The sequence below is a fragment of the Geodermatophilus ruber genome (assembly GCF_900114385.1).
Taxonomy (GTDB): domain Bacteria; phylum Actinomycetota; class Actinomycetes; order Mycobacteriales; family Geodermatophilaceae; genus Geodermatophilus; species Geodermatophilus ruber.
Genome location: NZ_FOSW01000007.1, coordinates 203,477 through 217,618 on the forward strand (window position 1 = coordinate 203,477; position 14,142 = coordinate 217,618).

Here is a 14,142-nt window from a genome sequence, read left to right on the forward strand (position 1 = left end):
GGTCTCCTTCGGGCCGAGGGGTCCAAGGGGCAGGGAGCGGCGCGGGTCAGCCACGTGCGGCCTCCATGACGGCGAGGTCGACGTCCGTGCCCGCGGCCTCGGCGGCCCGCCGGGCCTCGAGCGCCCGCCGGTAGTCGCGCGGCATGATCACGCTGAACCGCTCGGACCACCGGCCCCAGTCGGCCAGCAGGGCGCCGGCCACCGGGGAGTCGGTGTCCCCGTGGTAGCGGACGAGCACGTCGCGCAGCCACTGCGCGGACTCCCCGTCCAGCGGGTCGATGTCGACCATCTCGGTGTTCACCCGGTGCCGGGCCAGGTCGAGCACGTAGGCGACGCCGCCGGACATGCCGGCCGCGATGTTCCGCCCGGTGGGGCCGAGGATCACCGCGCGGCCGCCGGTCATGTACTCCAGGGCGTGGTCGCCCGCGCCCTCCACGATCGCCAGGGCCCCGGAGTTGCGGACGCAGAACCGCTCGCCGACCCGCCCGCGCAGGAAGATCTCCCCGCCGGTGGCGCCGTAGCCGATGACGTTGCCCGCCACGACGTTGTCCTCGGCGGCGAACGTCGCCTCCCGCGAGGGGCGGACGACGATCCGGCCGCCCGACAGGCCCTTGCCGACGTAGTCGTTCGCGTCACCGAGCAGCCGCATGGTGATGCCGCGCGGCACGAAGGCGCCGAAGGACTGACCGGCCGACCCGGTGAAGGTCAGGTCGATCGTGCCCTCGGGCAGGCCCTCCCCGCCGTAGCGGCGGGTGACCATCGACCCCAGCATGGTGCCGACGGTGCGGTTGACATTGCGCACCGGCAGCTCGAGGGTGACCGGCCGCGCGTCGAGCAGCGCGCCCTCGCACAGCTGGATGAGGGTCTGGTCCAGGGCGACGTCCAGGCCGTGGTCCTGCTCCCGCACCCGGTGCCGCGGCGCGCCCTCGGGCAGCTCCGGCACGACCAGCATCGGCGAGAGGTCCAGCCCGGCGGCCTTCCAGTGGTCCACCGCGCGGCGGGTGTCCAGCAACTCGGCGTGGCCGATGGCCTCGTCGAGGGACCGGAAGCCCAGCTCGGCCAGGTAGTGCCGGACCTGCTCGGCCAGGAACTCGAAGAAGGTGACGACGAACTCCGGCCGCCCGGTGAACCGCTTGCGCAGCTCCGGGTTCTGGGTGGCGACGCCGACCGGGCAGGTGTCCAGGTGGCAGACGCGCATCATCACGCAGCCGGAGACCACCAGCGGAGCGGTGGCGAAGCCGTACTCCTCGGCCCCGAGCAGCGCGGCGACGATCACGTCGCGGCCGGTCTTCATCTGCCCGTCGCACTGCACGACGATGCGGTCGCGCAGGCCGTTGGCCAGCAGCGTCTGCTGCGTCTCGGCCAGCCCCAGCTCCCACGGCGAGCCGGCGTGCTTGAGCGAGGTGAGCGGCGCGGCGCCGGTGCCGCCGTCGTGCCCGGAGATCAGGACGACGTCGGCGTGGGCCTTGCTCACCCCGGCCGCGACCGTGCCGACCCCGACCTCGCTGACCAGCTTGACGTGGACCCGCGCCTCGTTGTTGGCGTTCTTCAGGTCGTGGATCAGCTGCTTGAGGTCCTCGATCGAGTAGATGTCGTGGTGCGGCGGCGGGCTGATCAGCCCGACGCCCGGCGTCGAGTGCCGGGTGCGGGCCACCCACGGGTACACCTTCTGGCCGGGCAGCTGGCCGCCCTCGCCGGGCTTGGCGCCCTGCGCCATCTTGATCTGGATGTCGTCGGCGTTGACCAGGTACTCGCTGGTCACGCCGAAGCGGCCGCTGGCCACCTGCTTGATCGCCGAGCGGCGCAGGTCGCCGTTCGGGTCCGGGGTGAACCGGTCGGGGTCCTCGCCACCCTCACCGGTGTTGGACTTCCCGCCGAGGCGGTTCATCGCGATGGCCAGGGTCTCGTGCGCCTCCTGCGAGATCGAGCCGTAGCTCATCGCGCCGGTGGAGAAGCGCTTGACGATCTCGCTGACCGGCTCGACCTCGTCGAGCGGCACCGGGGTCCGCTCGCCGGTCTTCAGCGTGAAGAGCCCGCGCAGGGTGGCGGCCTCCTCCGACAGCTTGTCGACGGTCGTCGTGTACTTCTCGAAGACGTCGTACTGCCGCGCGCGGGTGGCGTGCTGGAGCAGGAACACCGTCTCGGGGTTGAACAGGTGCACCTCGCCCTCGCGGCGCCACTGGTACTCCCCGCCGGTCTCCAGCCGGCGGTGCGCCCGCTCGGCCGGGTTGGCCGGGTACGCCCGGCGGTGGCGCATGGCCACCTCCTCGGCGAGCACGTCGATGCCGACGCCGTCGAGGGGGGCGGAGGTGCCGGTGAAGTACTCGTCGACCAGCTCCTGGGACAGGCCGACGGCCTCGAAGATCTGCGCCATCGTGTACGAGCCGACGGTGCTGATGCCCATCTTGCTCATGACCTTCAGGACGCCCTTGCCCAGCGCCTTGACCATGTTGCGGACGGCCTGGCCCGGCTCCACGCCGGTCAGGACGCCGTCGCGGATGAGGTCCTCGATCGACTCGAACGCCAGGTACGGGTTGACCGCGGCGGCGCCGTAGCCGAGCAGCAGCGCCACGTGGTGCACCTCGCGGCAGTCGCCGGACTCGACCACCAGGCCGACCTCCATGCGGGTCTTCTCCCGCACGAGGTGGTGGTGGACGGCGGCGGTCATCAGCAGCGAGGGGATCGGCGCGCGGTTCTCGTCGCAGTCCCGGTCGGAGAGCACGAGGATCCGCGCCCCGGCGGCGATCGCCTTGCTGACCTTGGTGCGCAGCTGCTCGACGGCCTCGGCGAGCGCCTTCCCACCGCCGTTGACGTCGAAGTGGCCGGTGATCCGCACGGCGGCGTAACCGGGCAGGTCGCCGTCGTCGTCGATGTGCAGGATCTTGGCCAGCTCGTCGTTGTCGATGACCGGGAAGGGCAGGAAGACCTGCCGGCAGGACGCCGGGGTGGCGTGCAGCAGGTTCTGCTCCGGCCCGAAGGTGCGCCCGAGGCTGGTCACCAGCTCCTCGCGGATGGCGTCCAGCGGCGGGTTGGTCACCTGGGCGAACAGCTGACCGAAGTAGTCGTAGAGCAGCCGGGAGCGATCCGACAACGCCGCGACCGGGGTGTCGGTGCCCATCGAGCCGATCGGCTCGGCGCCCGCCGAGGCCATCGGGGTGAGAAGGACGCGCAGGTCCTCCTCGGTGTAGCCGAACAGCAGCTGCCGGCGGACGACGGACTCGTGGCTGGGCCGGGCGCGGCGGCGCTCGGGCAGCTGCGGGAGGTGCACCAGGCCGGCGTGCAGCCAGTCCTCGTAGGGGTGCTCGGCGGCCAGGGCGCCCTTGACCTCCTCGTCGGAGACGATCTTCTGCGCCGCGGTGTCGACGAGGAACATCCGGCCCGGCTGCAGCCGGCCCTTGGCGACGACCTCGGCGTCGGGGATCTCGAGCACGCCGACCTCGCTGGCCAGCACGACCAGGTCGTCCTTGGTGTGCCACCAGCGGCCCGGGCGCAGCCCGTTGCGGTCGAGGACGGCGCCGATGAGCGTGCCGTCGGTGAACGCGACCGCGGCCGGCCCGTCCCACGGCTCCATGATCGAGGAGTGGAAGCGGTAGAAGGCCCGGCGGGCCGCGTCCATCTCGTCGTGGTTCTCCCACGCCTCCGGGATCATCATGAGCACCGCGTGCGGCAGCGAGCGGCCGGACAGGTGCAGCAGCTCGAGCACCTCGTCGAAGGTGGCCGAGTCGCTGAAGTCGGCGGCGGTCACCGGGAAGATCCGGTCGAGGCCGAGCTCCGAGGCGGGGCCGGCCGGGCCGTCGAACAGCGCCGTCTCCAGCTTGGCCTCGCGGGCCCGCATCCGGTTCCGGTTGCCCTTGATGGTGTTGATCTCGCCGTTGTGCGCGATCACCCGGAACGGGTGGGCCAGCGGCCAGCTCGGGAAGGTGTTGGTGGAGAACCGGCTGTGCACCAGCGCGATCGCCGACTCGTACCGCTCGTCGCGCAGGTCGGGGAAGAACGCGGGCAGCTGGTCGGTGGTCAGCATGCCCTTGTAGGTGATCGTCCGGGAGGACAGCGAGGCGACGTAGAGCGAGCTGCCCGCCTCGGACGCGGCCCGCTCGGCGCGCTTGCGCAGCACGAACGCGCGCCGCTCCAGCCGGGTGACCCCGTTGCAGACGATGTTGCCGCCGAAGGCGGCGGCGTCGGCGCGGGCGCCGATGGTCTCGGCGACGAACACCTGGGCGAAGTGCGGCATGACCGCGCGGGCGGTCGGGCCGACGTCGGCGCCATCCGCGTCGACCGGCAGCTCGCGCCAGCCGAGGACGGTCAGCCCCTCCTCGGCGGCGATCCGGGCGACGTCCTGGACCCGCGCGGCCCGCTCGGCCTCGTCGACCGGGAGGAAGGCGACGCCGACGGCGTACTCCCCCAACGGGGGCAGGTCGAAGTCGACCTCGGCCCGCAGCAGGGCGTCGGGGATCTGGGTGAGGATGCCGGCACCGTCACCGGAGTTCGGCTCGGAGCCGGCCGCGCCGCGGTGATCGAGGTTGTGCAGCGCGGTCAGGCCGGCGGCCACGATCTTCCGGGAGCGGCGCCCCTGCACGTCGGCGACGAAGGCCACGCCGCAGGCGTCCTTGTCGTTGGCCGGGTCGTAGAGGCCCACGGCCGGCGGCACCGCGGAGAAGGGAACGGCCGTGCCGCCGGAGGCGGCGGACGCCGTGCCGGAGGCGGGAGACCCGGTGGCGGGGGCGGGGAACTCGGACATGTCACTCCCGTCGTCGGCACGCCGTCCGCGGCCGTCGGCGGTGACGGGCGGGCGGGGGGCGAGGAGCCCGGGCCGGGTGGTCAGAGGGCGGAGAGGGCAGCACTGCGGGGAGCCGGGGAGCGGCAGGTGGTCGGGGACCACCTGCCGCACTGGCTCGCTAGCCCCGGGAGGGGTGTCCCGAGGCTGTCGTCCGCGGGGCGGCGCTGGCCCGGTTCCGACGGTTGGGACCCCCAGGATCACTGGGAGGTCTGGGTGAAGGGTACACATCCGTAACACGGGCCTCACACGCGTGAACCCCGTTCCGGCGCGTCCCGCTCAGGTCGTCCCGGCGTCCGGGAGACCGGCCTCACCTGCGGATTCGTCGCTCCGCCCGGCCTCCCGGGCCGGCGCGGCGGGCGCGGGCGGGCGGTCCTCCCCCGTTCCTGCACGGGGAGTGTCTGACTTGTCACTTCCGCGGGTGAGGACCTCCCGCGGACGGCCGCGCTGCCAGACCAGGTAGGCCACCGCGAGCAGGCCGACGATCAGCGACGTGTACACGTTGAGGCGGACGCCGAAGAAGGTCTCCGCGGGGTCGCTGCGCAGCAGCTCGATCCACAGCCGCCCCGCGCAGTAGCTGGCGACGTAGAGGGCGAAGACCCGGCCGTGGCCGAGGCGGAACCGCCGGTCGGCCCAGATCACGAAGGCCGCCGCGGCCAGGTTCCACAGCAGCTCGTACAGGAACGTGGGGTGGAAGGTGCCCAGCACCACCGGCTCGCCGCCGGGGCCCACCACCGCGCGGGCGCCGTCCCAGTCGTAGATCGTGAGCGCCCAGGGCAGGTCGGTGGGGCCGCCGTAGAGCTCGTTGTTGAACCAGTTGCCCAGCCGCCCGATCGCCTGGGCGACCAGCAGCCCGGGGGCGAGCGCGTCGGCGAAGGCCGGCAGCGGGATGCCCTTGCGCCGGCAGGCGATCCAGGCCCCGACCCCGCCGAGGGCGATGGCGCCCCAGATGCCCAGGCCGCCCTCCCAGATGGCGAAGGCGCGCAGCGGGTCGCCGCCCTCGCCGAAGTAGGCGCGGGGGCTGGAGAGGACGTGGTAGAGCCGGCCGCCGACGATGCCGAAGGGAACGGCCCAGACGGCGATGTCCAGGACGTCGCCCTTGGCCCCGCCGCGGGCCTCCCAGCGCTTCTCGGTGAGCCAGATGGCCGCGACGATCCCGGCGATGATGCACAGGGCGTAGGCGCGGATCGGCAGCGGGCCGAGCTCCCAGACCCCCTGGGTGGGGCTCGGGAGCGCCGCGAGGGAGGTCATGCGGGCGCGCTCTCGTGCCGGCGCACGCCCGCGGCGAGCTCCCCGGCCAGCCGGCGGGTCGCCGCCGCGCCCGCGGCCTCGTCCTCGGCGTCCAGCACGCACCGCACGAACGCCGACCCGACGATGACGCCGTCGGCGAAGGCGGCCACCTCGGCGGCCTGGTCGCCGTTCGAGACGCCCAGGCCCACGCACACCGCCAGGTCCGGCGCCGCCGCCCGGGTGCGGGCGACCAGCTTCTCGGCGGCGTCGCTCACCGTGGCCCGCGTCCCGGTGACCCCCATGGTGGAGGCCGCGTAGACGAAGCCGCGGCAGGCCGCCGTGGTGGAGACCAGGCGGGCGTCGGTGGACGACGGCGCGACGAGGAAGACCCGATCGAGGTCGGCCCGCTCGGCGGCGGCCAGCCACGCGCCGGCCTCGTCCGGGATCAGGTCGGGGGTGATGGCCCCCGCTCCCCCGGCGGCGGCCAGATCGCCGGCGAACCGTTCGACGCCGTAGCGCTCGATCGGGTTCCAGTAGCTCATCACCACCGGGACGGCGCCGGCGGCGGCCACCGCCTCGACGGCGCGCAGCGCGTCCCGCATGCCCACGCCCGCACGGACGGCGACGTCGACCGCCTGCTGGATGACCGGGCCGTCCATGCCCGGGTCGCTGTAGGGGACGCCCACCTCGACGATGTCGGCGCCGCCCTCGACGGCCGCCACCATCGCCGCGATCGAGCCCTCGACGGTGGGGTAGCCCACCGGGAGGTAGGCGATCAGCGCCGCCCGCCCCTCCGCCTTCGCCGCGGCGATGCGATCGGCCAGCTTGCTGCTCACGCGGTCTCCCCCGCTTCCTGCCCGGCGACGGCGTCGCCGGCGGCGACCGCGCCCTCCGTGGGCTGCTGCTCGGTGTCCAGGCCCGGCCCCGGGTCGACGTCCTCGCGGTCGCCGAGCCCGAACCAGCGCGACGCGGTCTCGACGTCCTTGTCGCCGCGGCCGGAGAGGTTGACCAGCAGCAGCGCGTCCGGCCCCAGCTCCTCCCCCACCTTCAACGCGCCGGCCAGGGCGTGCGCGGACTCGATCGCCGGGATGATGCCCTCTGTCCGGCACAGCAGCGCGAAGGCCTCCATGGCCTCCGCGTCGGTGATCGCCCGGTACTCGGCCCGGCCGATGTCGTGCAGGTAGGAGTGCTCCGGGCCGACGCCGGGGTAGTCGAGCCCTGCGCTGATCGAGTGCGACTCGATGGTCTGGCCGTTGTCGTCCTGCAGCAGGTAGGAGCGGGCGCCGTGCAGCACCCCGGGCGTGCCGCCGGTGATGGTGGCCGCGTGCCGGCCGGTCTCCAGCCCGTCGCCGCCGGCCTCCAGGCCGATCAGCCGCACCCCCTCGTCGGGGACGAAGGCGGTGAAGATCCCGATCGCGTTGGAGCCCCCGCCCACGCAGGCGAGCACCGCGTCGGGCAGCCGGCCCTCGCGCTCGAGCACCTGCGCGCGGGCCTCGTCGCCGATGACCCGCTGGAAGTCGCGGACCATCTCCGGGAAGGGGTGCGGGCCGGCGACCGTGCCGAACACGTAGTTGGTGGTCTCCACATTGGTGACCCAGTCGCGGAACGCCTCGTTGATCGCGTCCTTCAGCGTCCGGGACCCCGTGGTGACCGGGATGACCTCGGCGCCGAGCAGCCGCATCCGGGCGACGTTGAGCGCCTGCCGGCGGGTGTCCTCCTCGCCCATGTAGACGGTGCAGGACAGGCCCATGAGCGCCGCCGCCGTCGCGGTGGCCACGCCGTGCTGCCCGGCGCCGGTCTCGGCGATGACCCGCGTCTTGCCGATCCGCTTGGTCAGCAGAGCCTGGCCCAGCACGTTGTTGATCTTGTGCGAGCCGGTGTGGTTGAGGTCCTCGCGCTTGAGCAGCACCCGGGCCCCGCCGGCGTGCCGGGCGAACTTCGGCACCTCGGTGATCGGGCTGGGGCGGCCGGTGTAGTCGCGCTGCAGGCGGGCGAACTCCTCCAGGAACGCGGGATCGGTCCGCATCGCCTCGTAGGCCTCGGTCAGCTGGTCGAGGGCGGCGATCAGCGCCTCGGGGACGAAGCGGCCACCGAAGATGCCGAAGTGACCGGTGGCGTCGGGCCAGCTCGGGCGCGCCGGCTGGAGGTCTGCTCCGGGCTGCGGTGGGCTGGTCGTCGTCATGGGCACAGTGTCCCGTGCCGCGGGCCCGCGCGGTGCAGCGGGTGATCGGGACACGCGCGGAACGCCACCGCACCGCGCCCCGTCCCCGCCGGGACGGGGCGCAGGGTCAGCGGGTGGCGCGGGGCGTCGCCGGGTGCGACCCGGCGGTGACCAGGTCCGCGACCGCCTGACGCGCGTCCCGGGCGGTGACCAGTCCCTCGCCGACGAGCACCGCATCGGCGCCCGCGGCGGCGTAGCTGATCAGGTCGTGCGGGCCGCGGACGCCGGACTCGGCCACCTTGACGACGGTCGAGGGCAGCCCCGGGGCGATCCGCTCGAAGGTCGACCGGTCGACGTCCAGGGTGGTGAGATCGCGGGCGTTGACGCCGATCACCGAGGCGCCGGCGGCCAGCGCGCGGTCGGCCTCGGCCTCGGTGTGCACCTCGACCAGCGCGGTCATGCCGAGGGACTCCACCCGCTCGAGCAGGCCCAGGAGGGCGTTCTGCTCGAGGGCGGCGACGATGAGCAGGACGACGTCGGCACCGTGGGCCCGGGCCTCGTGCACCTGGTAGCTGGTGACCACGAAGTCCTTGCAGAGGATCGGCACGTCGACGGCCGCGCGGACGGCGGCGAGGTCGGCGTGCGACCCGCCGAACCGGCGGCGCTCGGTCAGCACGCTGATCACCCGGGCCCCGCCGGCGGCGTACTGCTGCGCCAGGACGGCGGGGTCGGGGATGGTGGCCAGCGCGCCCTTGGAGGGACTCTGCCGCTTGACCTCGGCGATGACCCCGACGCCGGGAGCGCGCAGTGCGGCCAGTGCGTCGAGCGCCGGACGGGCGTCCTGCGCGACGGCCCGCACCTCGGCCAGCGGAGTGACCGCCTCCCGCGCGGCCAGGTCCGCACGGACACCGGCGACGATCTCGTCGAGGACAGTCACGCGTTCACCCCGCTGGGGATCACCATGGGATCCCGGTGGTTTCGGATCAGTGGGCTCACTCTAGAGGCGGGAACGGCCGCCGCGGCCCGGGGGGCCACCCGAGGAGCAGTTCTCGGTGGTTGAGCCCGGTGGGCCCGGGGTAGTCAAGGCCGCTTGGCGCTCGAGCCCCCGTCGTCGCGCCCGGGTCGGTCCCCGTCCCGCTCCTCCGTCGGGTCCTCCCCCCGGTCGAGGGCGCGCCAGGCGTCCACGGCGCGGTCCTCGTCGGTTCGTTCCCGTGGGCTCCCCCCGGTGCCGCCCTGCCGCTCGTAGCGGCGCCCCATCCCGGGCCAGGTCCGGCCGCGGACGACCGTCAGCAGCCCGGCCAGCACGGCCAGCACCCCGGCGACCACCGCGAGTACCGGCCACGCGGCGTGCACCTCGGTGGTGAGGGCGCCGCCGGACGGGCCGGCGGCGACGGCGTCGGCCGCCGCCGTCGCGACGTCCGTGAGCAAGGGGCGCAGGCCCGACCAGCCGAGCAGCCCGCCGGCGGCGGCGGCGAGCAGGCCCACCACCGCCCGCCCGGCCCCGCGGACGGCAACCAGCGCCACCGCCGCGGCGAGCAGGAGCAGCCCGGCCGCGGGGACCAGGGGCGCCAGCGTGGTCCCGGTCAGGGCCTCGGTGCTCGGGGGCAGGGGGGCCGGGCGGCTCACGGTGACCGTCACCCAGGCCTGCCCCCCGGCCGACAGCGCCAGGCCGCCGGCGACCGCGGCGCCGATGACCGCCGCGGCCAGCTCCCGGCGGGCCGGGGGCGTCACCGGAGTTCCCGCATCCCTTCGGCGGTGGCGATCGCCGAGAGCACCGCGCGGGCCTTGTGCCGGGTCTCGGCCTCCTCGGTCGCGGGGTCGCTGTCGGCGACGACCCCCGCGCCGGCCTGCACGTAGGCCCGGCCCTCGTGCAGCACAGCGGTGCGGATGGCGATGGCCATGTCCATGTCGCCGCTGGCGTCGAAGTAGCCGACCGTCCCCGCGTAGAGCGCCCGGCGGGTCGGCTCCAGCGACTCGATGATCTCCATCGCCCGCGGCTTGGGCGCCCCGGAGACGGTGCCCGCCGGGAAGGTGGCGTCGAGGACGTCGAGGGCGTCGAAGTCCCCGGCGACCTCCCCGGCCACCGTCGACACCAGGTGCATCACGTGGCTGTAGTACTCGATCCGCATGAAGTCGGGGACCTCCACGGTCCCCGGCACGCTCACCCGCCCCAGGTCGTTGCGGGCCAGGTCGACCAGCATCACGTGCTCGGCGCGCTCCTTCGGGTCGGCCAGCAGCCCCTCGGCCAGCCGGGCGTCCTCGTCCGGGGTGGCGCCACGGGGGCGGGTACCGGCCGGCGGGTGGACGACGGCCGACGCGCCGGTCACCGTCACCAGCGCCTCGGGCGAGGAGCCGACGACCTCGAAGGGGGTCTGCCGCCCGGCGAAGCGCAGCAGGTACATGTAGGGCGACGGGTTGGTCGCGCGCAGCACCCGGTAGAGGTCCAGCGCCTCCACCCGGGTGGGCAGCTCGAAGCGCTGGGCGAGCACGACCTGGAAGGCGTCGCCGGCGCGGATGTGCTCGCGCACCTGCTCGACGCCCTTCTCGAACACCCCCGGCGCCATGTTGCTGGTCACCGGCGGCGCCTCGACCGTGGCGAAGGTGGCCACGCCCGGCGGTACCGCCTTGGTGAGGTCGGCGGCCATCGCGTCGAGCCGGGCCACGGCGTCGTCCCAGCCGGTGCCCTCCTCCCCCGCGCCCCTCAGGGCATTGGCGATCAGCAGCACCGTGCCGTCGGTGTGGTCCAGCACGGCCAGGTCGGTGATCAGCATCAGCGCCAGCTCGGGCATGCCGAGGTCGTCGACGCTGGTCGAGGGCAGCCGCTCCAGCCGCCGGACGATGTCGTAGCCGAGGTAGCCCACCAGCCCGCCGGTCAGCCGGGGCAGGTCGGGGGTGCGCGGGGAGCGCAGCCGGCGGGCCAGCGTGCGGACGGCGGCCAGCGGGTCGGCCGGCAGGTCGTCGGTCAGCCCCGGCAGCTGCTCCCCCAGCCACTGGGTGCGGCCGTCGCGCTCGGTGAGCACGCCGGCGCTGCGCACGCCGACGAAGCTGTACCGGCTCCACTGCTTGCCCTGCTCGGCCGACTCGAGCAGCACCGTGCCGGGGCGGTTGCCGGCCAGCTTGCGGTAGAGACCGACGGCGGTCTCGCCGTCGGCCAGCAGCCGTCGCGTGACCGGCACCATGGCCTGGTCGCGGGCGGCGAACTCCTCCCGCGAGGGTGTCGTCTCACCGAGTCGCACGGGACACCTCCAGCTCGCGGTGGAAGCAGCTGCGCTCGCCGGTGTGGCAGGCCGGGCCCTCCTGGTCGACGAGGACCAGCAGCGCGTCGCCGTCGCAGTCCAGCCGCACGTCGCGGACCCACTGCCGATGGCCGGAGGTCTCGCCCTTCACCCAGTACTCCCTCCGGCTGCGCGACCAGTAGGTGGCCCGGCCGGTGGTGAGGGTGCGGCGCAGCGCCTCGTCGTCCATCCAGGCGACCATGAGCACCTCGCCGGTGTCGTGCTGCTGGACGACGGCGGCGACCAGGCCGGCCGGGTCGCGGCGCAGCAGCGCGGCGACGGCGGGATCCAGCGCGGAGTCGGCGGGCGGGGCGGCGGACATGGCCCGATCGTCCCATCCAGCGCCGCCGGCCCGGGTCACCGGTGCTGCGTCGTCCCCTCCCCCGGGGTGCCGCCGAACCACTCGCGGGCGGGCCGGCCGACGAGCAGCCCGAGGCCGACGGCGGGGGCCGCGGCGAAGCAGAACACGGCGAACAGCAGGACCGCCGAGGGGTTCGACCCGACGGCACCCTCGGCGAGGGCGAGCAGCCGCACCGCCCAGTACAGCGCCAGCGCCACCTGGGCGCCGAGAGCGGCGAGCAGCGTGCGGCGGGCGCCCGGGCTGCGGCGGTTGAGCGCGAGGATCCCGCCGGCGACGAGGACGATCACCGAGACGACCTGCAGGGCGGCCAGGACCGAGGCCTCCGTGGCCAGCGCCTCGCCGTCCCCCGGGAACCCCGGCTCGGCCGCGGCCAGGGTGAACACCGAGGCGAGCAGGAAGACGTAGGCCGACGTCAGCGCGACCACGCCCGCCTGCACGAAGGCGAGCACCGCGGCGGCGATGACCTGGCCCGGCAGGCGGGGACCGCCCTGCGGCGGCCAGGGCATGCCGTACGGGCCGGCCGGCGGCCAGCCGTACGGGGCCGCGCCGTAGGGAGAGGCGGGCGGCCAGCCGTAGGGGGCCGGCGTCCCCCAGGAGCTCGCCGGCGCCGTCACCGGCGGGCCGGCGTACGGCGCCCCGGCCCCGGTTCCGCCGGCGGGATCGGACCAGGGGTCGACCGGACCGCTCACAGCGCCGCCGCCAGCGCGCGACCGGCCACCCGCCCGGAGAACAGGCAGCCACCGAGGAACGTGCCCTCCAGCGACCGGTAGCCGTGCATGCCGCCCCCGCCGAAGCCGGCCACCTCGCCGGCCGCGTAGAGCCCGGGGAAGGCCTCGCCGTCCGGCCGCAGCACCCGCCCGGAGAGGTCGGTCTCCAGCCCGCCGAGCGTCTTGCGGGTCAGCAGGTTCAGCCGCACCGCGATCAGCGGCCCGGCGGCGGGATCGAGCAGCCGGTGCGGCGACGCCACGCGGATCAGCTTGTCGCCCAGGTAGCCGCGGGCCCCGCGCAGGGCGGTGATCTGCAGGTCCTTGGTGAAGGCGTTGGTGATCTCCCGGTCGCGGGCCACGACCTCGGCCTCGACGGCGGCGAGCGGGAGCTCCGGCGTCCCGCCGGTGATCCGGTTCATGCCGGCCACGAGCTCGGGGAGGGTGCGGGCGACCACGAAGTCCTCGCCCTTGTCGAGGAACGCCTGCACCGGGCCGGGGACGCCGGCCCTGACCCGGCCCAGCAGCAGCTTGATGTCCCTGCCGGTGAGGTCGGGGTTCTGCTCGGAGCCCGAGAGCGCGAACTCCTTCTCCACGATCTTGTGCGTGGCGACGAACCAGGTGTGCTCGTGCCCGGTCCGGCCGATGTGCGCGAGCGTGCCGAGGGTGTCGAAGCCGGGGAACAGCGGAACCGGCAGCCGCCGGCCGGTGGCGTCCAGCCACAGCGAGGAGGGGCCGGGCAGGATCCGGATGCCGTGGTCGGCCCACACCGGCGAGTGGTTGGCGATGCCCTCGGTGTAGTGCCACATCCGGTCGCGGTTGACCACCCGCGCACCGGCGGCCTCGGTGGCCAGCAGCATCCGGCCGTCGACGTGCGCGGGGACACCGGCGAGCAGCCGCTCGGGCGCCGGCCCGAGGCGGGCCGGCCAGTTCTGCCGGACCAGGTCGGGGTTGCCGCCGATACCGCCGGAGGTGACGACGACGGCCTGCGCGCCGATCTCGAAGGGCGCCACCTCGTGCCGGGAGCTGGCCGCGCCGCGGGCCGCGGAGCTGGGCTCCAGGACGGCCCCGCGCACCCCGGTCACCGCGCCGCCGCTGACGACCAGCTCGTCGACGCGGTGGCGGAACCGCAGCTGCACCAGCCCGCGGTCGACCGCCGCGCGCACCCGGCGGGCGAACGGCTCGACCAGGCCCGGCCCGGTGCCCCACACGATGTGGAAGCGCGGCACCGAGTTGCCGTGGCCGGTGGCGGTGTAACCGCCGCGCTCGGCCCATCCCACGATCGGGAAGAACCCCACGCCCTGCTCCTTGAGCCAGGCCCGCTTCTCCCCGGCGGCGAACTGCAGGTAGGCCTCGGCCCAGCGGCGGGGCCAGTGGTCCTCGTCGCGGTCGAACCCGGCGCTGCCGAACCAGTCCTGCCGGGCGAGCTCGAGCGAGTCGCGCACCCGCAGGCGGCGCTGCTCCGGGGAGTCGACGAGGAACAGGCCGCCGAAGGACCACCAGGCCTGCCCGCCGAAGGAGGCCTCGGGCTCCTGCTCGAGGAGGACCACCCGCTTCCCGGCGTCGGCCAGCTCGGCGGTGGCGACCAGCCCGGCCAGCCCCGCTCCCACCACGACGACGTCGATGTCCGTCACGGT

At 74.7% G+C, this 14,142-nt stretch carries 10 protein-coding genes; all 10 read right to left on the reverse strand.

Annotated features, from left to right (window positions below):
* Nucleotides 1–46 precede the first annotated feature (46 nt).
* The 10 genes from gltB to BMZ50_RS13355 all read right to left on the reverse strand — a co-directional run bounded on the left by gltB (nucleotide 47) and on the right by BMZ50_RS13355 (nucleotide 14,139).
* Nucleotides 47–4,738 (reverse strand): glutamate synthase large subunit, encoded by a 4,692-nt coding sequence (gene gltB / locus BMZ50_RS13310; protein ID WP_218146237.1) that lies wholly within the window; start codon nucleotides 4,736–4,738, stop codon nucleotides 47–49.
* Nucleotides 4,739–5,053: 315 nt separating this feature from the next.
* Nucleotides 5,054–6,025, reverse strand: coding sequence for a prolipoprotein diacylglyceryl transferase (gene lgt / locus BMZ50_RS13315; protein ID WP_091325289.1), 972 nt, complete (start codon nucleotides 6,023–6,025; stop codon nucleotides 5,054–5,056).
* Nucleotides 6,022–6,840, reverse strand: a complete 819-nt coding sequence (gene trpA, locus BMZ50_RS13320) for a tryptophan synthase subunit alpha (RefSeq protein ID WP_091325292.1) — start codon at nucleotides 6,838–6,840, stop codon at nucleotides 6,022–6,024. Before trpA ends, lgt begins: the two co-directional genes overlap by 4 nt.
* The gene (gene trpB, locus BMZ50_RS13325) at nucleotides 6,837–8,186 is read right to left on the reverse strand and encodes a tryptophan synthase subunit beta (RefSeq protein WP_091325295.1); all 1,350 of its coding nucleotides are present in this window, start codon (nucleotides 8,184–8,186) and stop codon (nucleotides 6,837–6,839) included. The genes trpA and trpB overlap by 4 nt, the downstream gene beginning before the upstream one ends.
* A gap of 106 nt (nucleotides 8,187–8,292) precedes the next feature.
* Complete coding sequence (trpC, locus tag BMZ50_RS13330) at nucleotides 8,293–9,102, reverse strand: indole-3-glycerol phosphate synthase TrpC (protein WP_091325298.1); 810 nt, start codon at nucleotides 9,100–9,102, stop codon at nucleotides 8,293–8,295.
* Nucleotides 9,103–9,245: 143 nt separating this feature from the next.
* The gene (locus BMZ50_RS13335) at nucleotides 9,246–9,896 is read right to left on the reverse strand and encodes a TIGR02234 family membrane protein (RefSeq protein ID WP_091325300.1); all 651 of its coding nucleotides are present in this window, start codon (nucleotides 9,894–9,896) and stop codon (nucleotides 9,246–9,248) included.
* Nucleotides 9,893–11,401 carry an anthranilate synthase component I gene (locus BMZ50_RS13340; RefSeq protein WP_091325302.1) on the reverse strand — a complete coding sequence of 503 codons (1,509 nt, stop codon included), beginning with the start codon at nucleotides 11,399–11,401 and terminating at the stop codon, nucleotides 9,893–9,895. The genes BMZ50_RS13335 and BMZ50_RS13340 overlap by 4 nt, the downstream gene beginning before the upstream one ends.
* Nucleotides 11,388–11,762: a phosphoribosyl-AMP cyclohydrolase gene (hisI, locus tag BMZ50_RS13345; RefSeq protein WP_091325307.1), complete on the reverse strand. Its 375-nt coding sequence runs from the start codon at nucleotides 11,760–11,762 to the stop codon at nucleotides 11,388–11,390. Before hisI ends, BMZ50_RS13340 begins: the two co-directional genes overlap by 14 nt.
* 35 nt (nucleotides 11,763–11,797) lie before the next feature.
* Nucleotides 11,798–12,490 (reverse strand): hypothetical protein, encoded by a 693-nt coding sequence (locus tag BMZ50_RS13350; RefSeq protein ID WP_091325309.1) that lies wholly within the window; start codon nucleotides 12,488–12,490, stop codon nucleotides 11,798–11,800.
* Nucleotides 12,487–14,139: an FAD-binding dehydrogenase gene (locus tag BMZ50_RS13355; RefSeq protein WP_091325462.1), complete on the reverse strand. Its 1,653-nt coding sequence runs from the start codon at nucleotides 14,137–14,139 to the stop codon at nucleotides 12,487–12,489. The genes BMZ50_RS13350 and BMZ50_RS13355 overlap by 4 nt, the downstream gene beginning before the upstream one ends.
* Between the last annotated feature and the right edge of the window lie 3 nt (nucleotides 14,140–14,142).

What these genes read in the sequence shown, in the direction of transcription:
- gltB (WP_218146237.1), bottom strand. Translation starts at nt 4,738, where the DNA reads ATGTCCGAGTTCCCCGCCCCCGCCACCGGGTCTCCCGCCTCCGGCACG.
- lgt (WP_091325289.1), bottom strand. Translation starts at nt 6,025, where the DNA reads ATGACCTCCCTCGCGGCGCTCCCGAGCCCCACCCAGGGGGTCTGGGAG.
- trpB (WP_091325295.1), bottom strand. Translation starts at nt 8,186, where the DNA reads ATGACGACGACCAGCCCACCGCAGCCCGGAGCAGACCTCCAGCCGGCG.
- hisI (WP_091325307.1), bottom strand. Translation starts at nt 11,762, where the DNA reads ATGTCCGCCGCCCCGCCCGCCGACTCCGCGCTGGATCCCGCCGTCGCC.